12 protein-coding genes are annotated in these 21245 nt (G+C 51.1%); 7 read left to right on the plus strand and 5 right to left on the minus strand.

The window, feature by feature from the left end; translation table 11 throughout:
• The first annotated feature begins 312 nt into the window (after positions 1-312).
• Together EKK48_03960 and EKK48_03965 are read left to right on the plus strand one after the other, a co-directional pair.
• The gene (locus EKK48_03960; protein ID RTL45220.1) at positions 313-936 is read left to right on the plus strand and encodes a hypothetical protein; all 624 of its coding nucleotides are present in this window, start codon (positions 313-315) and stop codon (positions 934-936) included.
• A gap of 260 nt (positions 937-1196) precedes the next feature.
• The gene (locus tag EKK48_03965) at positions 1197-3197 is read left to right on the plus strand and encodes a hypothetical protein (protein ID RTL45221.1); all 2001 of its coding nucleotides are present in this window, start codon (positions 1197-1199) and stop codon (positions 3195-3197) included.
• Positions 3198-7951: 4754 nt separating this feature from the next.
• Here EKK48_03965 and EKK48_03970 read toward each other — a convergent pair.
• On the minus strand, positions 7952-8755 hold the full coding sequence (locus EKK48_03970; protein ID RTL45222.1) for a hypothetical protein: 804 nt from the start codon (positions 8753-8755) through the stop codon (positions 7952-7954).
• A gap of 29 nt (positions 8756-8784) precedes the next feature.
• Between EKK48_03970 and EKK48_03975 the strand changes: the two genes are divergently transcribed.
• The gene (locus EKK48_03975; protein RTL45223.1) at positions 8785-9114 is read left to right on the plus strand and encodes a hypothetical protein; all 330 of its coding nucleotides are present in this window, start codon (positions 8785-8787) and stop codon (positions 9112-9114) included.
• Between the two features lie 3 nt (positions 9115-9117).
• On the opposite strand, the gene EKK48_03980 is transcribed toward EKK48_03975, so the two are convergent.
• Positions 9118-12282, minus strand: a complete 3165-nt coding sequence (locus EKK48_03980) for a multidrug efflux RND transporter permease subunit (GenBank protein RTL45224.1) — start codon at positions 12280-12282, stop codon at positions 9118-9120.
• 47 nt (positions 12283-12329) lie between these two features.
• Positions 12330-13580 carry an efflux RND transporter periplasmic adaptor subunit gene (locus tag EKK48_03985; protein ID RTL45225.1) on the minus strand — a complete coding sequence of 417 codons (1251 nt, stop codon included), beginning with the start codon at positions 13578-13580 and terminating at the stop codon, positions 12330-12332.
• 164 nt (positions 13581-13744) lie between these two features.
• On the opposite strand from EKK48_03985, the gene EKK48_03990 reads away from it, so the two are divergent.
• Complete coding sequence (locus EKK48_03990) at positions 13745-14359, plus strand: TetR/AcrR family transcriptional regulator (GenBank protein RTL45226.1); 615 nt, start codon at positions 13745-13747, stop codon at positions 14357-14359.
• On the opposite strand, the gene EKK48_03995 is transcribed toward EKK48_03990, so the two are convergent.
• The gene (locus tag EKK48_03995; protein ID RTL45227.1) at positions 14360-15106 is read right to left on the minus strand and encodes a nucleotidyltransferase domain-containing protein; all 747 of its coding nucleotides are present in this window, start codon (positions 15104-15106) and stop codon (positions 14360-14362) included. It lies immediately after the preceding gene.
• 236 nt (positions 15107-15342) lie between these two features.
• Here EKK48_03995 and EKK48_04000 point away from each other — a divergent pair, with 236 nt between their 5' ends.
• Both EKK48_04000 and EKK48_04005 read left to right on the plus strand, forming a co-directional pair.
• Positions 15343-18801, plus strand: coding sequence for a glycogen-debranching protein (locus tag EKK48_04000; protein ID RTL45228.1), 3459 nt, complete (start codon positions 15343-15345; stop codon positions 18799-18801).
• Between the two features lie 44 nt (positions 18802-18845).
• Positions 18846-19325 (plus strand): hypothetical protein, encoded by a 480-nt coding sequence (locus EKK48_04005; GenBank protein ID RTL45229.1) that lies wholly within the window; start codon positions 18846-18848, stop codon positions 19323-19325.
• A 115-nt stretch (positions 19326-19440) separates the two neighbouring features.
• On the opposite strand, the gene EKK48_04010 is transcribed toward EKK48_04005, so the two are convergent.
• Positions 19441-20916, minus strand: coding sequence for a hypothetical protein (locus EKK48_04010; protein RTL45230.1), 1476 nt, complete (start codon positions 20914-20916; stop codon positions 19441-19443).
• 28 nt (positions 20917-20944) lie between these two features.
• Between EKK48_04010 and EKK48_04015 the strand changes: the two genes are divergently transcribed.
• Positions 20945-21151: a hypothetical protein gene (locus EKK48_04015; protein RTL45231.1), complete on the plus strand. Its 207-nt coding sequence runs from the start codon at positions 20945-20947 to the stop codon at positions 21149-21151.
• Positions 21152-21245: the final 94 nt, after the last annotated feature.

Consider the following 21245-nt stretch of genomic DNA (forward strand, 5'->3'; position numbering starts at 1 on the left):
CGACTTTCCTTTTGGCATCTCCCCTCGGGGCTTTGTCTGGCTTGCGTTCCAAGCATCCGCCGCTTGTGGGTGAAGTAGTCATTTGTTCGCGAGACTTTTACCTGAGAAGAAATATTTGGTTTCATCGGGTGAAATGTTTGTTTCTTCTAGTCAAGGGAATTTGCGCAGAATGCTTTGTTTATTGACGACCTGGTGTAACAGGAGCACTACATGCAGTACCGCAGAAGGAAGCGACAATCTTAATCGTGATTAGTGAATTCTTGTTGGAATTCGACTACAATGCGCAGCGTGAGCAGGTTCAGGAGTGTTGCGATGGGTGCTAAAGAGTTAGCAGCGGGCGAGGCAATCGACAGAAAGGCAAAAGAAGTTGTGAAGCTGGTTAGGAAGTACAGATTTCACGAACTGGCTCCCCATGTGGCTGAACTTAAGAATCTGATTGAAAAGGCAAATCAGTTGCCTGGTGCTAATCCGGATATCGATGAGATTGATACGGAATATCCATTTGAGCGACAAAGTGCTTATCTGGCAGGTAGTAAGACAAAGAAGGTTGTCGCGAAGATTGAGGAAGCTGCACCTGCTTATGCCTGTTCTTGTGACCCGGTAAAGTGTCAGTGTGCCGCAGCTGATGAAGGAATTGCAGCTGTTGAAGGCATACAGTGTCATTTCTGCGAGCAAAATGTTCCAGTTGGTTCCCCTTTGTTCACCGGGCTGAAAAGTGGCGAAAAGATGTGCCCGGTCTGTTCCCGCATTTTGAACGAGAAAGTTCGGCTGAAAGAAAGTGTTGCTTATGCCGTCATAAACCTTGTTGAGGACGCATCTACAGAGTCGAATCAGCCATATTTTCAGTTTGCAGCTGCGCTGAAATTGGTTGAGGAGTCACAGCAACGTCTGGAAGAATATCGCAAGGTACAGCGCGCAAAAGTCGGCGTTCGTTAAGCGGTTGCCTTTGCGCACTGAATATGGTGCCTATCCCGAACATCTGGTCGGCAATCACACTCAGACCCGTCCTCCTCGGCGGCAGTACCTGCACGGATTAATAATTGGGCCCGGTCAAGGTACAAATTGGTCACAAGGTTTGATTAGACTTAACTCACTCGAATAAGCTTTGCCGTTCCCCCCCCCAATTCGAGTTTTCAAATCCCCTTACTAAATAAAGGCAGAAGGGCAGCGAGATATCGCTGTTACCTCTGAATGCGATGAAAAATAACACCCCTCTGATTTCATCCATCGCCGCAACGATTCTGTTTTGCGGATTAAGTACTGCGGTTCAAGCCTCGTACAGCGGCACGATGAACACTCCCAACATGCGGAGTTATCGAGACAAGCAGTCACAGGCGTACACTGGTCAGCAGAAGAAGGATCAGTCCGAGTCGCTCGAGCCTGCTAACCAGCCTGGTGCCGCGTCGCAATTGGGCGGCTACCAGCAAGGCGGCACCGAAGGCGGTGATGGCAAAGACGCAGTCACTACTCAGGCTGGCGAGCCACAGGCACAGAAAGAGAAACCATCCAGTTCCGGACGAGACATCGACGAGGTGGCCCCGCCTGGATATACAGAAGTTCCGAAGTATCAGGGCAAAGACCACCTCGGTCCGCCTGCCGGCGACCCGCCTGGCTCGACATACCATCCTCCGATTCGTGTGAACGTCAAACTGGGTAGTGAGCAGGAAGATAAATCGGCTGACGATCACATGCCTGATTTCGGACCCGGCGCCGGCACAATAGCAAGCGTAGGAACTGACCTGGTAACAAAGCAAGCCAGCGCCAACAAGCTTGCAGATCAACTCAGCTCACCCAACAACTTCGTGCAGACCTCCAAGGTAATGCAGGAAGCACAGGCACAGCAAGCATCCAGCGCGTCTGCCGAGGCGGCTGAGAACGCCATGGAGTCAGATATTGTCGTCATGCGTGAGACGCTCATCAACGTAGCCAACGAGGGGGCGGCTATCCCCACTACGACGTATGCGCCAGTGCGCCTGCTCTCCCAGGCGATCTGGATGGTTCAGCAGATGTTGAAAAACGTCTATGTGCCTATGGCGATTTTGCTAGTGCTACCGGGAGCGGTCCTGACGCAAGTTAAGTGTGTCGCTGCGTCAGGCATGATCGACCTCGAAGATGAAGACACGATGAGCCCTTTCACCGGCATCTTGCGCAGTGTCATTGCCATATTCTTGATTCCCGCTACGCAGTTGATAGTCAGTTTCGCCATCGACATTGGTAATTCGATGACTTTCGAAGTGCAAAAGTATCTGATTCCTGCGCAGATTCTCCAGTGGGCGAAGGAGCAGACATTTAACCCTCCGCCGACAAATGAGAAGAACAGCCTGGGCGGCGGCACCTTGCAAAAATTGGCTGGAAAGATGACCGATTCTGCAGAAGGAGCGTCAGGTGTCGAGTCGCAGTCGTCTGCTACCAACATGATGCAGATGGGCTTCAATTTCATGAACATGGCGCTGGGATTTGGCATGACTATCCTGCTGGCTTTTCAGATTGTGATGATGTGCTACCTGATGCTCATGGGGCCAATCGCTGCGGCGCTGTTCGCCTGGCCAACCAACGCAGGCAGTCTGTTCAGTAAGGTTTTCGCCAACTGGGTAGATGCCGTTACTAATCTTGCCCTCTGGCGGTTCTGGTGGTGTGTTGTGTTGCTGTGCATGTGCACGCGCATCTCCTGGTTGACGGAGCTAGGAGAATACAATCCCAACACACAGTGGGAGATGCTTGTCTTTACGGCATTCATGGTAATCCTGACGTACGTGCCTTTTATGCCTTTTGACTACAAACCAGGTGAAATGGTCGCTAAAGTTCTAGAAAAAGCATCGCAGGCTCAGCAGGGCGCAGGCGGTGGTGGAGGCGGCGGCGGTGGTGGCTGCGGTGGCGGTGCTGGTGGTGGCGAAGGGGCTGCTGCCGGTGGTGGAGCTGCTGCAGGCGGCGGTGGAATGCCGGAGGGTGGTTCCACACCGAGCAGCAACGGCGGCGGTACAAGCATGCAGCCGACTGACGTTCCGGCACCTCCGTCTGAGAACGGCAACGGTGGTGACGAGAGTCGGGGCGAGAAGGACAACAACGAAGGACCGCGCCGATCTGGACCGTCCGTTCTTGTGGCCAACCCACCAACTATGTCAGCGGAAAATGAGGTCAAAGTCGCGGATGCTTTTCCGCCGCCTCCGATGACGCGTCCAGAGCCACAGATGGCGTGATACAGGTAATTTCTGTGTTTTTAAACTGATATCAGTTTAAAATCGCCCCTGGGTAGCAAAAAGCAATACTGGTGAGGCATTCAGCAATTGAAACTGGGTGCCGACAGCTCCAGCAATTCGGCAGTCCGATTTAATGAACAAAACGCTGAAATTTCGGGGTTTTCGACATTTGTGACCTTACAGGTACAAATTGGTCACACTCTTTCATTAGTATGAATTCACTCGGACCCCACCCATCACTTCACCGAGTTTAAGTCCCTTACTAAATTCAAGGCGAAAGCAACGATTGATTCGTTGTCTCTTTTTTGCGCCACCCGATTCTAAAGCTGAGGATTCAGATGACCCCTTCTAAAACATTCTGGTTAACGACAGCTCTTGCAGTTTCACTTTTTGCTGGAGCCGCAGCTAATGCGAGTCCTAGCTCCGGAAACGGAATGAATCGTTATGAGATTAGCGCAAAGAATCAAGACACCGCTAACTCCCATATCTACCCTCGACAAATGGGTGGCGACAACAATGTCCAAGACCAGAAGGCTCAGGTAGACGAAGACTTCGGCTCTGATCTTGCTAAGCAAGGCACCCCGATGCTGACGGATATCATTCCGTCCTCTTCGGTGAAAGTTAAGATGGAGACTGGTGCAAAGAAGCAGGCTGAAGCCGATTTCCCTTGGAAGGGCAAAGCAGCGACTGAAAGATTGACAGCAGCTGCGGCTCTCGTTAATCAGCAGATCGCTGACAAGGAATTGGTCGGTAAGTTGAGCGAGCCCGGCAGATGGGTAAAGCCTGCTCAGGCTGCTGCACAAGCTCAAGCGACCAATGCCGGTAATGCTGCCGCAGAAGTTTCTCGAGATCAAGCATCCAGTGCCATTGACTTTTGTGCTCACTACCTCCATAACTTCACTGTAGATGGTGGCAACAAGTGGAATCTGCTGCGCAACAACATCTTCGTACCGATGGGCATCTTGTTGCTGCTTCCTGGTGCATTGTTGACTCAAGTGCGCGCCATCATGGCTGCCGGCAATCCTGTGCTGGGCAACATCAACCCGCTCGAAGGCATCATGCGTTCAGTGATCGCCATATTTTTGATCCCTGGAACTTATCTGGTCGTCAACTACAGTATCGATTTGTCCAACTCGATCACATTTACCATCAATTCTGAGTACTTCCGCCTTTTCGGTTCGGATATGTATAAAGATGCAATTTGCGCCGAAATCCGCGCCTTCCCAGTGCGTGGTGAGCAAGAGAATCGTAACGCTCTCGACTTGCCTGTTCCTGCGATGACTCCGCTCGTAAATCCAGGTGGATTGTTCGCGCAATTTGAAGGCATGATGGAGAACAAAATCGAAGATCCTTGCTCGGGTCTCTATCAAGCACCAGGTGGACGTGCCGATGAAGCGATGTCGTCCAGCAGTGTTGCCGCTCGTCTCGGTTTGAACGGAAGTAACGCAGCTCTCACAGCTTCATGGAACATTCTCTGTGCTTTCCAAATGGCTTACCTCTATTACCTCTGGTTTGTTGGACCAGTAGCAGCTGGGCTCTGGGTATGGCCGATGAAGCAGCTGCGCGGTGCTCTGCCAAGCTGGGTTGAAGGTGTCATCACCCTTGCTTTCTGGAGCTTGTTCTGGAATACAGCTATTCTCCTCATTGCCTGCTTCAAGGGCGTCGGCGAAACCGGATGCGTGCTTATGACTGCATTGCACTTCCTGGCTACCGCTTCCGTTAAACATGCATTCGATTTTGCTGGTCTCGTCCGCGCCGCAGGTCAGGAAGCTGCCAATATGGCCGAGAAAGCCATGAAGAGCGGCGGTGCCGGTGGCGGTGCTGGTGGTGGTGGCGGCGGAAGCTGCGGTGCTAAGGGTGGTGGTGCTGAGGGCGGTCAAGCTCCAGCCACCGCAGACGGTATCGGTGCTCTTTCGAGCAATTCGACTGCCCATGGTGGAAACGTCAGTGTAGCTTCCAACAGCCCAGTCGCCGCTGGTGGTGATTCGAGAGGGCTCGGTAGTAACGGACCAGTAGATAAGGCTGGGCTCAACGAAGCGCTGGCAATGCGCTCACTAGGCAAGGGTGAAGGAATGGGTGCACCTCTGGGCTCATCATTCGATGACAAGTCTTCGACAGACAAGTCTCTTGATAGATTGGCCGAAAGTGCCATGATTCCTCCTTCTGAGAAGAAGTTTGACGGCGACGTGTTCAGTCAAGAATCTCAGTACGCCTCCATGTTCTGCTCCGCTGAAATTGCCGACCAGTTGGCTGACATTCCTATGGATGGAGTCTACGACGCTACAGCTGATCTCGATGCTGAAGCCGCTGCTCAGTCAACAGTTGCAAACGAACTCTCCAGTTTGAAAGCTGCGGAAGCGTCGGGCTACGATGCGGCTGCTCTGGCTGCAGAAACTTCGCCTCCGCCGTCTGAACTTACCGCTGCAATGTTGGCTCAAGACGCCAAAAATGCTGAAGACGCCAAATTGGCTCAAGACCAAGCCAAACATGCAGGAACTGAGATGGCTCTAGCTCAAGCTGGCGCAAGAGCTCAGGAAGCAGCTGATGCTCGTCGCAGTGAACTTGAATCGAAGCGCGCAGAGAAGCTGGCAGAAAGCATCAGCACGCACATGAGCAATCTCAGCATGGCCGCCGCCGGTGCCGAACATGGTGCCCCGTTGGCTGGTGCTTCAGGCAGCGCCGGAGAGAACGGATCGCACGGCTCACACGGTGCTTACGTCGCCGCTCTATCTGCAGAACTGCTGCGCGATGATGTCGCAAAATTCGACTTCACTAACTCACTGACAGACATCGACGTTGATTCCACTAGTCTGGCATCCAGCAACATGTCGAGCAGCTGGGTCTCCAACGAATCCCTCACATCCGCTGACCTTTCCAGAATCGAGTTTTCAGATATCGATAATATGGATGTTCTAGCCTCCTCCGGTTGGGTTGACGCCCTTGACGCTGTCGATGCATCGTCCGTTGTTAACAACTCGCTTTCCGCGAACGTAGACAGCTCAATCGTTGCCAACCCTTCGCTCTCTGCACCGGCAGTCGGCAATGTCACTCAATATGGCGATGTCACCACATATGGAGGCGTAGTGCCTTCAGATATGATCGACCGCAGCGACCGCTCACTGGTTAATGCAAACGCCTACAACTCGGCAAATTCATATAACTCAGCTAATGCATATGTCGCGAACGACTCATACAGTGCGCCGCTTGTTACCAATGCTTCAGCTGTGCCTGCAATTTCCGGAACACAGGTGGACGCCAACTCAGTAGTATCGAATGCAGTTTACTCAGCCCAGGCTGTATCTGGTAATGTCGTAGCCGCTGTAGAGAACTACAACACCATCCCGACTGGTGCTCACGCATCGCTGGGCGGACAATCTACGTCAAATGAATACTATTCTGCTCCGAGCGGACAGACAGCATCAAGTGAGTACTATGCCGCACCAGCTGTAGCTGGAAACGTGGTTGGTTCCGCTCAGGCTAATGCCTACGCCGTTGACTATTCGAGTCAGTCAACAAGCAGCGCTCAAAATTCATACGCTGTTGATTATTCGAATCAGTCTAACAATGCTGCTTCGAGCTCTTACGTGGTCGATAATTCTTCGCAATCATCGGCGAACGTACAGCAGGGTACCCCAGTGTTTGCTTCGGTCTTGCCATCATCAACTCCGATTGACTACAGCGCTCCCGCTCAAACAATTACTGGTGGCACACAACCTGCAAGCAACGCCGAGTACTACTCCGCTCAGGCAAACCCAGCACCGTCGATGGTATCGAGCACAAGCTCATATGCTGCCGATTACTCATCTTCGAATTCAGCACAAGCTCAATACGTTGCCGATTACTCGTCTTCGAATTCGGCACAAGCTCAATACGTTGCACAGCAGAATTCGTCTTCTGAATATGCTCAGACTACCCAGTATGCGCCGGTTCAGGGACAGCCAAGCAGCTTCATCCAGCCAGGCGCTCCCGCCAATGAGTACTATGCTGCTCCTTCACAGTCTGCACCGCTGGTAGCTGCTCTGATTACTCCTAACCAGCCGATCGCAATCGACGCCGGTTCCGTACAAGCTCAACAAGCTTACTCTAGCCCGGTCCAATACTACCTGGCGAATGCAAGTGCACACGCAGAGAGCCGCTCTGTTGAGAACATTGCACCAGTTGAACGCACTCCAGTGCAGCAATCTTCTGATGTAGTCTATGCACGCTCCAACAGTGAAGCGTATACAACAGTTGCTCCATACCAACATGTTGAGGGCACAGAGTCGCGAGCTGTAAGCTTTGCACCTGTAACTGCGCACAACGTTCAGCATGGACCGCAAACAGTGACTCAATCGGAGCAGTCCGAAGCGTATCTCTCCCAGCAGCAAGTGCACAGCAAGGTGCAGCAAGCTAATGGATTGATCAGCCGTATGAACACGATTCTGGCTGGATTCGATGCACCGCATGCAGTTTCTAGCAGCAACGCCACTACTCCAGCTGCCAACACCGCCGGCAATGCTAAAGTCGTTGCTAGAGCTGAAAACGCAGAGATGAATGCTCAGCCTGTTGCACAACAGCCACAAGCTAAGAAGTCCCTGCATGACCTGCTCCCAGTGCAGAGAAAAGCTAAAACTCCTCCGAAAGAAGAGATGGTAGTTACTCCACCACCAATGTCTAACTCTTGGTTCGATGCATAATGGGTTTTACCTGGTTCGACACATAACTGGTTTTACCAGGACCTGAAGACAAGTAGCCGTCCCACTGCCAGGGGATGGCTATTTTGTTTGGGGCGCGTTGTTTTTAGTTTGGGCGGCATTCTTGTTTGGCTCGTCCACATTCAGGTTCTCATTGGACGAGTTCTTTTCGCTACTTTTGGGCGTATCGCCAGTAGTATTGCTGGGAGTATTGCCAGGTGTATTGCTGGAAGTATTGTTCTTCTGAGCATTGCTGCTATCTCCGGCATCTTTGTCTATGACCGATTGAATAGCTGCTGCCAGCATTTGATTGTATGCCTGCTTGGGGCAAATTTTGAATGTCGCTTGTTCCAAAGCGTTGTTGGACTCGTCCTTAACCTCAATAGTGAGAGCGTCTCCGAAATCGAGTTTCTTCGATAATTCGGGCGGAATCGTGATTGTCGCTTCAACATTGTCAGGCTTGGAATGCTTTGCGTCGCGCTTGCAGGCTGATTTCAAAGTTTCATTCTTTGCCTTCAACGATAAATTGGGCATTGATGTCAATTTGGACGGATAGAAGATAAGAACTTCGGCGGCGGTTGAGTTAAAGCCGAGCTGCTTATTTACGTTTACTTGGAGACCTAAACCAACTCTGTGCCCAAGCGGTGTGCCGTCCATACCTATCTTTTGACCGGCAGCAGTAACGGAAACACTTCCTGCCACCAGCTTTGGGGTTAGGAAAGCTTCTTTCACCGCCACTTTCCCATTTACGACTTTTCCAGAAAGTTTTAACAGATACTCTGGATGTTTTTCAGAGGGATAGTAGGCGTATCCTGTCGTTGTTTCGGCATGAGCCGCATTAACACACAAAGACGCTGTCGCCGCTAACCCCAATAGAAAACGCATCAAATGCTCCGCTTCGCTGGTAAACTAAATTGCCAAAGATGATAGCAGATGCCGCAAATGCTTTACATATGAAGAAAAATTTTAGTGCCATTTTTTCCGCCGCTGTGGTTGTCTCCGCTATTTGTACAGCGGCATTAGCACCTGTGTCGGCTTTTCGCCAGTCCAGTCATACGGCTCAGATTACTGCTCAGATTGCCCGCGACTCTGACATAGTTGCCTTCAATACTTCGAATTACAAATTTCACGCTCTCAGTTGTATATGGGCAGAGCGATGTACCGTGCACTGCATTCAGATTACGAGAAAGGAAGCTCACAAGCGAGGCGGCATTCCATGCAAGGTGTGCGGCGGCGGTGAGTAGGGCTTACTGCATTGTTGAATTCTGCAGTTCGCTTGTTTCGGGCGCATCTTCATCTGGTGGCAACACTGTAGGCGGTTCTTTAATGAATATGCCTTTGATAGATTTGAATACGAGGTACAAAACCGGTACCACATACAAGCTCAGTACCGTGGACAGAACCATCCCTCCGAGCACTGTCGTGCCAAGCGAATGCCTGCTGTTCGCACCCGCGCCTTCTGCGATCGCCATCGGCAGAATACCGAAGACGAACGCCAGCGATGTCATCAGAATCGGGCGCAGTCTCGTTAATGCTGCTTCGAAAACCGCACGATGGTAGGACAGTCCTTTCTTGTGCAGTTGATTGGCAAATTCGACGATGAGAATCGAGTTCTTGCTGGCTAAGCCAATCAGCATAACGAGACCGATCTGGCAGAAGACGTCGTTCTGCAGCCCTCGCAACATTTGTGCCGAAATAGCACCAAGCACTGCCAGTGGTACTGCAAACAAGATTACCAGCGGGTCGATTAAGCTCTCATATTGAGCCGCCAGAACCAGGAATACAAATAACAGACCAAGAGCGAAGATTAAGATCGCCAGATTGCCGGACTGAATTTCTTCAAGCGAAATACCGGTCCACTCGTAGTTTGTACCTCGCGGCAGAACGCGTTTGGCGATTGCTTCCATCTCATTGATTGCTTGACCGGAGCTTACGCCGGGGACTGGTGCGCCGTTGATTTCGATTGATTTGAAAAGATTGTAGTGCGATATCGTCGGTGGCGACGTTGTTCGCGTCATCGTCACGAGATTACTGAGCGGAGTCATTTTCCCTTCAGCCGTGCGCACGTAGAGCTGGTCTATGTCTTGCGGATTGCTTCTAAACTGCTTGTCTGCCTGCACATAAGTTCGGTAACTTCTGTCCAGGTAGTCGAAGTCGTTCACATAGAGTGAGCCAATGAACGTCTGGAGCGTATTGAAGATTTCGCCGACTTTCACGCCAATCGATTCAGCTTTGTCACGGTTCACGTCGATGACAATTTGCGGCGAGTTCATCCGGAATGTTGTCTGAATGCCGGTCAGCAGTGGGCTTTTGCGTGCCTCTGCCAGGAACTTGTCGGAAATTGCAGAGAAGTCTTCAAGCGGAAGTCTCTGAGTGTTTTCCAATTCATAGGCGAAACCACCGAAGTTACCGAGTCCTTGAATCGGAGGCGGATTGAATGGAATGCAGAAGGCATCGTCAATTGCAAACAGCGGTCCGCGCAGTTTATTGATGATGGCGCTGGCTGATTGATCAGGGCGGGGGCGCTCGCTCCAGGGCTTCAATGTGCAGAAAACAATGGCGTTGCTCGAATTGTTGCCTGAAAAGCTGAATCCTCCCACGGCAAAGACGCCGAGCAAATCCTTTTCATTGCTGACGACTTTTTCGACTTTGGCTACGACTTTCGATGTGTAGTCGAGCGACACTCCTTCCGGACCCTGAACAATGATCATGAAGTAACCCACGTCTTCGTCGGGCAAAAAGCCAGTCGGCATTTTGGTATACAGGTAACCGGTCAGGACTAGCGATGCAATGAATGCCGGAACGACAATTACTTTGTATCTGAGCACGACGCTGAGCGCCTGATCGAAGAACCTGCGAATCATGTCGAGCACCCAGTTGATCTGGGCGAAAAACCAATTGGTGTTGCCTGCTTCGTGTTTCAGAATCAGCACGGAAAGTGCAGGTGTGAGCGTCAACGCGTTGAACGCGGAGATGCCTACTGAGATAGCCAGAGTCAGTGCGAATTGCCTGTACAATTGCCCGGTCGTTCCCGGAAAGAAGGCAACGGGGATGAAAACTGCCGCCAGTACGAGCGCCGTTGCAATAACTGCTCCGGTCACTTCTTTCATACTCTCGCGAGCTGCGTCGAAGGCAGATAGATGCCGCTCTTCCATTAGACGAACAATGTTTTCTATAACGACGATGGCATCGTCTACGACCAGCCCGGTGGCAAGCGTGATACCAAACAATGTCAGCGTGTTGATGGAGAAATTCATTGCCTTCATGGCCGCAAATGTTCCAATCAACGAAACAGGAATCGTAATCGCTGGAATGATGGTGGTTCGCCAGCTCTGCAAAAACAGAAAGATAACGAGAATGACGAGGAAGATCGCCTCGGTGAGAGTCTTTATGACTTCCTGAATAGATTCGTCGACAGCTCTTGTCGTATCGAATGCAATCTCGCAATTTATATCGGGCGGAAGGTTCTTGGTCAGCTTAGCGAGCTCGGCTTTGCACTCGCGAGCGACGTCGAGCGCATTGGCACCGGGAAACTGATAGATTGCAATACCGACGGCATTTGCACCTTTGTATCGCAAGAACGTTCCGTAATTCTCAGCTCCCAGTTCCACTCGACCAACATCTTTCAATTTGACGACCGAACCATTCGGTCCTCTTTTGATGACGATGTTGGAAAATTCTTCAGGCGTTCTCAATCGCCCCAGAACCCGCGTATTGATTTCGAATGCCTGCCCTTCCGGATAAGGCGCCTTACCAATTGATCCGCTGGCGACCTGCACACTCTGATTGCTCAGCGCGTTTGTGACATCACTGGTCGTGATTTGTCTGTTGTTGAGTTTCGATGGGTCCAACCAGATACGCATCGAGTATTTGCGCTCACCAAATATGGTTACGTCGCCAACGCCTCGAACCCGCTTCAAGTTGTCTTTTATATACAGATCTGCGTAGTTACTTAAGTAGAGAGCATCATGTGTTTTTGATGAAAGCGCTGCTGCGAAAATAATTGTCGTCGAGACTTTGTCGACTGTGACTCCGGTCTTTTTCACTTCTTCAGGCAAGCGACCTTGCACCGAACCGACTCTGTTTTGCACGTCGACGGCAGCAGCATCAACATCTCTCTCCAGATCGAATGTGACGTTGATCGTGCTGGTGCCATCATTGCCGCTTGTCGAGGTGATGTACTTCATCCCTCTGACGCCGTTGATCTGCTGTTCCAGGACGTTCGTCACACTCGCTTCTACCGCGGCAGCGCTGGCGCCTGTGTAGACCGAAGTGACTTTGACCTGTGGTGGAACAATGGCCGGATACTGTGAAATAGGCAAGTTTGGAATGGAAACCAGACCCGCGATAACAATGAAGAGCGAGCAGACCGAGGCAAAGATTGGGCGACTAATGAAGAAATTGACGAACATGGTCTATGGTTTCCTTTGAAGTTCGCGACTGGTGCACTGTTCAGTCATTAGTGAGTGCTCTTTGTCGATCCTGGTGGGTTCGCTTCCGCCTTCTCTGCCATTTCTACTTTGTCTGTAATTGGCGCTCCATCAGCCAATCGTTGAATACCTGTTGTTATGATGCGGTCAGTTGCTTTCAATCCGCTTCTAACGTAATAAGACGCACCTTCAATTTCGCCGACTTCAATCTCGGTCTGTTTTGCAAATAGTTTGTCTCCGTCTCTTTGAGCCAGGAAGACGAAATACTTGCCACCAATCTGGCTTACAGCTTTGGTCGGGACAGAAATGCCTGCCGTCGTTTCCCAGATGAATTGAGCTCGCACAGCCTGATCGGCTCGAAGTTCGTTTTTGGAATTAGGAAAGATAGTTTTGACAAGTACTGTCTGGCTGCTGGAGTCGACTGTTGGCGAGATAAACATGACTTTGCTGTTGCCGAAATCCTGTCCTTCAGTCGAAACCAATTCGACGTCCATGCCCATGTGCATAAGGCTGGCTTTCTCTGCTGGAATAGCGATGTAGCATTCCAGCGGGTGATTCTCTGTCAGCGTCGTCAGTGCGGTCGATGAGGTGACGTGGTCTCCGACTTTAACTGGGATGTCTCCGATCATTCCGGCGAATGGTGCCGTAATGCTGTAATACTTGAGTTGTTCTTTCTGTGCTTGCCACGAAGAAATTGCCTGTTTGTGGCTGCGATCGATCTTCTGAATCGTCATCTTCTGTGCTTCTATCTGCTCGAGCGTGGAATCGCGATCGGCGATTGCGGCGAGCATGTTGTTTTTCCAGTTGTCCAGATCAGACTGGGAGACCGCACCTTCCGCGCATAACTTGACGTAGCGATCGTGCTGAGTCTTTGTGTATTCGACTTGAGACTGTTTGCTATGCAGTGTGCTGTTCAGCGATTTCAATGTAGCTTTTGCCGTCTCCAGATCAGATTCCACTGAATCAGCCTGTGCTGCCACAGCATTGGTCTGCGCTGTCTGCATGAGCGAATCAATTTTCATGATTTTCTGGCCGGTTGTGACTAATTGACCGGCTGTGACATTGATCTCCGTAATGTTGCCTTCGATATTCGGAGACAACGTCACTGATTTTCTTGATTTGATCGTGCCGAGATAAAGGGTTTTGTCGTGGTGCGCACCGACTGTCACAGGTTCGATTGCTACCGCTGAAGGCGGCATGGCGTGCGGCTTCGGAGCTTCGGTACAAGCTGAGAGAAACAGTGAAAGGGCGACTATTAGAATCGACGTGAGTATGTTCATTGATGCCGTTGGGTACTTGAGTTTTGAATGCTACAAGTCACAATTATGACGCATAGCGCCTGTCTGTGCGGTCTGTCTGATATAGTCTTCCCAAATCGCGCTTGTGCACTGGATTTCAAGAAACCATACTATAGTATGTTTCCATACTGTGTTATGCTTGTCAAATGAATACGACTGAATCCTCTCGGAAAGAGCGCAAGAAAGAACAGCGTCGGCAGACTTTGATCGACGCTGCAACTCATCTGTTTGCGACACGCGGATACGCTGGTACAACGATCGACGATATTGTCTCAGAAGCTGACGTAGCAAAGGTTACGTTTTACTCCTACTTCAAATCCAAAGAGGAAATTGCGCTCGAAATCAAGCGTATTGGGCGTGAAGAAGCGCGCCAATATATCGAAGCATTAAGCGCGAAGCAGTTGCCTGTCGATGAGATGATCGAAGCCTTCATCAATGACGTTGCCGAATGGACTGAGAAAAATTACCGCTTGCTTGACGTTTTCTGCGACCAGCGCTTCAGTCCGATGATGGAACGAGAGAGTACCAATACAGAGTGTAAGCCTGAACCAATCACAATTTGTCTCGATGTGATACTAAGGCGCGGTCAGGATACCGGCAGATTTCGCAAAGATATCGATCGATTGAGAATTGCTCATCTTCTCGATCTCGCCATTCTTTGCGAGCAATATCATTGGGTGCGGTCCGGTCGAATCAAAGGGCAGTTGAAAGAACATCTCGCCGGTTATTTTGATTTTGCTTTGCGCGGGCTCAACGCTTAATTAATCGGCTTTTCTCCACTCAGCTGGTGCATCGCTCTTGTAGCCATCGAAGAGAAATCCGCCCTTGTCCTTCAAGATTCTTTCCGCCAGTTCGATGCACGGAGCTGAGTTTGCTTCTGCCAGTAACTCAGAGAAAGCGAATTCGAATTCCTTTTGCATTTTTACGTCAATTGCTGCGAGTTTTCGGAAAATCGTTTTGCCTGACGCCGACCAGTGACCGTTCACGCGAAAGTAAAAATCTGCCATTAAGTCGAGCAGAACGGCGCCGCTTCCCATCAGCTCTGCGCGAGAGCGGGGCTCGCGTATGTCATCGATCAAATCGGTGATCTGATAGCGACGTTTGTCGACTTCAGTCTGCTCGAGCGGTGGTGGTCCGTCATCGATTATTGATTGAGCCAGTTCCTTGAGCTCAGCAGACAGCTGGTTCGGCTCACTGATCACTTTTGCTTCCTGCACCATTTGTGGTAGCGAGGCAAAACCTGACTTGCCGTCAACTTCCGTGAAGAAGTACTTCAGCGTTTGAGGGTCATGAACGAAAACTTCTACCGGCCAACCTCGGTAGAAAAACGACTGACGGTGAGCTTTCTCTACATGTTCGAAGACAACTACCAGATCTAAATCCGAAAAGCGAGTTGCTTCCCCTCTCACGAGAGAGCCTGCCAGGTACATGACCATGGCATTGGGAAATCTGTCGTCTAGAATCTCTTTCGCGGCTGATTCCGGGGTAAGGGTTGATTGCTTTTCCATTGTGGACCTCGAAGCTCGGCAGCCTATTATTAAAACAGGTTTTCTAGCATTTCGGTGATCTCGACTATGTCTCGTATCGCCGCGCTGCGCCTAATTTCCAGATTTAAGAAAAGACTTGGGGAGGGGCGTAATTTCCCCATTTAAAGCGACCGCATAGATAGATAACATACTGGCATCGTCTCGGCAGTCATAGATACCCGTGGGGTCTTCCTTTGGGAGACGTGGAGGTTTGCGCGTTGGTCGGAGATCGGTTAGACATAACCGCAGCTAACAAACCGGCAGAGGCTGCCTCTTCGACTCAGCATGATTCGAGCAGTTGGTTTGCTAGCAATGTGCTCGACCCGTTCATCCACGGCACTGGCGTAGTTCAGGTTTATAACACTTTTGCCGACAAGAAAGACCAGATTGCTTTGCCTGAAACACACCAGGCAAAGATGTTTTCGGTCGATTGGGCGGTTCAAAGTCTCTCTGGAGCCGCCGGCGCCATCATTCCCTACGTAGTCGCGGGAAAGGTTATGGGGTCAGGCATGCGAGCCCTGGGTGGCGAGCTCGGACTGCAGGGTGGAGCCGCCCGTTTCATGGCCAACGAAAGTGCCGCCCAGATTCTGGGCGCTGGTGCCTACGATTTTGTCAAAGCCCCAAATCAGGGTGAGACGAGAATCGGCAATGCTGTTGGAACTATGGCTGGTTTTGCGGTATTCGAGGGCGGCAACCACTTTATCTCAAAGGCTGTTCCGACGGCAGCGACCACTCAAATTGCTCGGTTGGGCTTGACCGGGGCTGGACGCTTCGGAGTAGGCGCTGTGGGTGGTTTGACTAGTTACGATGCGGCTAATTTGACTACCAGTCTCGTTACCGGGCGCGAGAACCAGTCGAACATGGAAGGTCGCCTCAACGCCATGGCCAATGGTGGTTTCATCAACGTTGCTCTTCCCGCTGTGCAGAAAGGATTTACTAAAGCCGCTGACTTTGCCATTAATGGTCGCTCTTTTGGCGGGGGCATCCCGGTCGAACGATATCTTCAGAACAATGGCATCAGTGATCCTGAGTTGAGCAAGCTTTCTTACGAGAATCGTTTGGCTCGAGTGAAAGAACTGACTGGAAAAGACTCTGGTACAGGTTCGGTTGCTGATACTCGTAACAATGTCGTTGTGCTTGATGCTTCTCAGGATATCGGCAAGCTGGCTCATGAGTTGACGCACCTTCGCCTTGCCAATCAGTATGAAGGCGGCTATAGAACAGTTGCCAAAAATTTGAAATCTGATCCGGTCAAAGCAGAGCAACAGTTCATGCAAATTAGAGCCGAGATGGAGTCACAGGCTCGCCAGGCAGAAGTGCGTGTTCAGACACGCAAGACTGGCGCTGCACCAGATGTGGTGACTGATGTGGCCAGGATTGGTCAGGAAGTGGCTGCAAACGGCAAGACCTACAACGACATTTGGAAATCGGAATTTGCTCGCTTCCAGGCTGATCCGACTTACAGACCAGCCAAAGAATATTCAGGCGCACCGGAATCCGGCAATGCGGATGCGAAGGCAACAAAGCCAGGCGAAAACCAGGCGGGCGAAAACAATCCCGGTGACAATAAGCCTGGTCAGGTAGTTCCAATTGATAAAGCTACCTTTGGTTCGCCCGAGCACTTCGGGGCAACACTTACTGAAAAGGGCGTCAACTTTGCCGTCGACTCGCATGGCGCGAAGGCGATGGACTTATTGATCTTCGATAGTGCCGATGCCCGCGAGCCGAGTCAAGTTTTACCGATGTATGAGACCAATGGTGTCTGGCACCGCGAAGTTCCCGGCATGAAAGCTGGCGATTTTTATTTGTTCAAGGCCCATGGTGACTACACCCCTGCCCAGGATGGCAGTCGGTTCAACTCTCAAAAAGCTTTGCTGGATCCATACGGTAAGGCAGTTACGGGCGATGTGCATCCAACAGGCAAGGGCGAAGAGCTTGGTTACGACAACACTGTTCCAAATGATGCCAGCCGTCAGTTGAGACCGAGCACCGTAGATAATACCGCTGTGATGCCGAAGAATGTTGTTGTCGACACGAAGGATTTCAAATGGGATGGCGATAAGCCCCTGGAAACTCCCATGTCGGATACCATCATCTATGAAATGAATTTGCGCGGATTTACCGCAGATGATGCCAGTATCGCTCCGCAGTTGCGTGGAACTTACCGCGGCATGATCGAGAAAATACCTTACCTGAAAGATCTTGGTATCACTGCCGTTGAACTGATGCCTATCATGAAATTCCATGCTGAAGATTCGACTCGAACAAATCCGCAAACCGGTGAAAAGCTGCAGAATGCATGGGGCTACAACACCATGTCCTTTCAGGCGCCCGAAGGTCGTTTCGCTGCCGATGGCACGCATGGTCAACAGGTAAATGAATTCAAATCACTCGTTAAGGCATTGCACGATAACAACATCGAAGTCATTATGGACGTCGTCTTCAATCACACTGCGGAAGGGGATCCCTTCGGTCCTACTTTCAGCTTCAAAGGATTAGACAATAATCAATACTATTTGCTCGTGCCAAATCGGCCTGAGCTTTATTTTGATGCTACCGGATGCGGTAACACTGTCAACGCAAATAACCCGAAAGTTCAGAAATTCATTCTCGATACTCTCAAATACTGGCACGAAGACTACCATATCGACGGTTTCCGTTTTGACCTCGCCACCGCATTCAATTTCGATGCGACTGGCAAGTTCCAGGAAAAGACGCCAATTATGCAGGCAATCGAGAACGAACCTGCATTTGCCAAAGTTAAGTTCATTGCTGAGCCCTGGGATATCATGAATTATCGATTGGGTCACTTCTCGGACCGCATGTGGTCCGAGTGGAATGGCAGCTTCAGAGATGTTACCCGCGGGTTCGTTCGCGGCGAGAGTGGACAAACAGGAGTACTTGCAGACCGAATTGCAGGCTCACCAGGATGGTTCGATGAATCGACCGGGCGTCATTCTATTAATTTTGCCACTGCCCATGATGGCTTTACTTTGCGCGACCTCGTCTCTTACGACAGCAAGCACAATGAAGCTAACGGTGAGCAGAATCGTGACGGAAGCAATGATAACAAGAGCTGGAACTCCGGATATGAAGGTCCTGTTGAACATGCCAACATTCCTGAATGGCAGAAGATTCAGATTGAGCAATTGCGCGATCGGCAGATGAAGAACATGCTCTCGTTGCTTTACTTGTCGCGCGGAACACCAATGATGTTGATGGGTGACGAGATCAGACGCACTCAAAACGGCAATAACAATGCCTACAACCAGCTGCGCCTGAATAACATGCCGTGGTCGCAATTGCCGCAGAATGCTGATATGTTGCGGTTCACGCAGATGATGATTGATTTGAGAAAATCGCATGAGATTGGTCGTACTCGGCCATCTGATATCAGCTGGCATGGTGTTGAGCCATTCAAGCCTGACTTCTCTGAGGGCGCTCGCTTCATAGCCTGGCAAACAACTCCGAAGGCACCAGGTGTTAAACCGCTGTATCAGGCGTTCAACGCGTACTGGGAGCCAATCAAGATCCAGTTGCCGCCCGGAGAATGGTCGCGCCTGGTCGATACAAATCTGCCCACTGGTCAAGATATTGTCACCAGCGATAAGGCTACACCTCTTGCCCACGAGTATATTATTCAGCCAAGATCGGGCATCGTATTGGAAGGCAAGTAATCGTAGGGCTGCCAACGCAATAAAACAGAAAGCATGTGTGTGCAATGACAATCTTACTGATCAGAAAATATTGCGAGAAGATCGTCATCCCGATAAAGCTGCTTTATTTGGGCTTTTCGGCAATTTTAGCAAACATTATCTGTTTGAGTATTTTGAATATGGTCTTTGGCGCTTCACTAAACATCGGTCAGTTAGTGAATAGTGGTTTCGCCTGGGGGGAGACCACTATCTTTTGGTTTGGCATTCCCTGGTTTTTTATTTCACTGATTGCATCACTCTGGTTATTCTGGCACCCAGGAGTAAATTCACGCTCAAATGACAATTACGCCTCTTTTTGCGCGCTTAGTTATTGCGGATACTGGCTGGTGCTTGGATTCTCCTGCTTTTTAGCGGGAAATATTGAAGCCAGTTTAACTATGACGACATTGGTATGGATCTGTTTTGTATATTTTGCAGGGTGGGGGTCGTTCAATATATGGCTTTTTGTTCGTTACCTGGTCGATGTGCACAAGAGTTCGCACTAATTCTAAACGTGAGTGGCAATAAACGTCTGCAGTTGTGCGCTGTCGTGCTGATATGCATCGACTGCGCCGAATTTGTCAGATAGCCTTGAAGCAGCGAATTGGATACCATGTTCGACTAGAAATGAATTTTAGACAAACCTTGATAGAGTGTACGGTTTACAGCACCGTTGACGCCTACATTTATAGCGCGTCGTGTTGCGCCTTCAGTGACTTTACTGGCGTAGTTCGCAGTGCGTTTTACAACGTTCGGACCGTTGCCACCGCCTTTATTGTAGAAGACTTGACCGCCTCCACCGCCACCAGGTGTTGGGAAGCCTCCCTTGAAGCCGCCTAGCCCGCCGCCGCCAGAGCCTGGAGACGGCATGATTTGCATGAGGAATTGCATGGCGCCTGCTGCTACTGTCGGGTCAATTGGTGGCAATCCAGGCAGTTGGATCGGGGCACCACCAGTGCTGGCACCCAATGCACCGCCGATGACACCAGCCGGAGTCATCGGTGCTGCTGCGCCAGTTGTACCTGTGCCCATCGGAGCCATCGTGTTTGCTGGTGGCGGTGTGCCACCACGTTGTTCTTGTTGTAAGACTTCACCCAGAAGCGGAGTGGATCCACTGCTAGTGCTCGCACCGGTACTTCCCGGCTGTTGCCAGTCAGACTGTCCCGTCGTGCTTGTTTGTGGTGTTTGCCATCCTGACTGAGTCGGTGAACTCTGAGCAGGTTGTTGCTGGGCTGGTTGTTGCCAGGCTGATTGGCTTGGCTGTGCGCTCTGAGCTGGTTGTTGCCAGGCTGATTGGCTTGGCTGTGCGCTCTGTCCCGGCTGTTGCCATCCAGATTGTGTTGGCGACGATTGAGCCGCTGGAGTCTGCCAGCCAGACTGTGTCGGCGACGATTGAGCTGCTGGAGTCTGCCAATCAGATTGTGTAGGTGTCGACTGTTGCGTCTGTCCGGGGAGCTGCCAATCTGATTGCGTTACTTTTGGTGATTGTAGAGTCGACCAATTGTTTCCTACTCCAACGTTGCCTATCGGGCCACTGGCGGTGTTGTCTTTAGAATGCTTGCTGCTCTTCGATTTTTTGCCGGAATTAGCCAAATTGCTGGTATCTATGTTCGGTGTTTGCCAATTCGACTGATTTATGCCGCTACCACTACCGGTGCTTGTTGGGGTTTGCCAGTCCGATTGGTGTATGCCTCCACCACTGCTGGTACCGGCTGGAGTTTGCCATTCGGATTGATGGATACCGCCACCACCACCAGAGCTGGTTGAAGTGGGCGTCTGCCATCCTGATTGGCTGGGCTGACTGATGGTTGTAGTTTGCGGAGTTTGCCAGCCTGATTGCGTTGGTGCTGGTTGTGCAGAAAAGGCGTTTGGCTGCTGCTGCCAATCTGATTGACCCTGTTGAGGTGTCATTGAGCCCTGGGGCATCGCTGCTTGCTGGGGCATGCCGCCTTGTTGCGGCATCGCAGCTTGTTGCGGTTGTTGCCAGCCGGACTGCTGAGGTTGTCCTTGAGGGGCTTGAGCCGGCCACTGAGCTTGTTGAGGTTGCTGCCCTTGAGCCGGCCATTGGTTCTGTCCCTGATAGGCCGGATAGGTCATGGGAGCTTGAGACTGCGGAGTTTCAGATTTGAGAGTTGGTGCACCGGGTTTGCCTGTGGCTGTCGGTTTTGCTGCCGCTGTTTTGGCTGTTGCAGCAGGTTTCGATGCTGCTGCCGGGGCTGGTTTAGCCGCAGGCTTTGCTGCTGTTGTGGTGGTGGTCGTCTTTGGTTTTGCGTTTGCTGCTGATTTTGCAGGAAGAAATGACCCCGGAGGTGCCGACTTCCAGTCGGGCTGACCAGGACCGCCACGGGTTCCCGGTAATTCGAGTGGCGTTAAACCTTCGAGAGCCTGTGCTTGCGAAAAGGCTGGTAAGCAAACATTCGAGAGTG

Source organism: Candidatus Melainabacteria bacterium (assembly GCA_003963305.1).
In the GTDB taxonomy this organism is placed as follows: Bacteria; Cyanobacteriota; Vampirovibrionia; order Obscuribacterales; family Obscuribacteraceae; genus PALSA-1081.

Bases quoted from the DNA above. Each gene is read 5' to 3' on its own strand.
- EKK48_03960 (RTL45220.1), top strand. From the start codon at position 313: ATGGGTGCTAAAGAGTTAGCAGCGGGCGAGGCAATCGACAGAAAGGCA.
- EKK48_03965 (RTL45221.1), top strand. From the start codon at position 1,197: ATGAAAAATAACACCCCTCTGATTTCATCCATCGCCGCAACGATTCTG.
- EKK48_03970 (RTL45222.1), bottom strand. From the start codon at position 8,755: ATGCGTTTTCTATTGGGGTTAGCGGCGACAGCGTCTTTGTGTGTTAAT.
- EKK48_03980 (RTL45224.1), bottom strand. From the start codon at position 12,282: ATGTTCGTCAATTTCTTCATTAGTCGCCCAATCTTTGCCTCGGTCTGC.
- EKK48_03985 (RTL45225.1), bottom strand. From the start codon at position 13,580: ATGAACATACTCACGTCGATTCTAATAGTCGCCCTTTCACTGTTTCTC.
- EKK48_03990 (RTL45226.1), top strand. From the start codon at position 13,745: ATGAATACGACTGAATCCTCTCGGAAAGAGCGCAAGAAAGAACAGCGT.
- EKK48_03995 (RTL45227.1), bottom strand. From the start codon at position 15,106: ATGGAAAAGCAATCAACCCTTACCCCGGAATCAGCCGCGAAAGAGATT.
- EKK48_04005 (RTL45229.1), top strand. From the start codon at position 18,846: ATGACAATCTTACTGATCAGAAAATATTGCGAGAAGATCGTCATCCCG.
- EKK48_04010 (RTL45230.1), bottom strand. From the start codon at position 20,916: ATGACCTATCCGGCCTATCAGGGACAGAACCAATGGCCGGCTCAAGGG.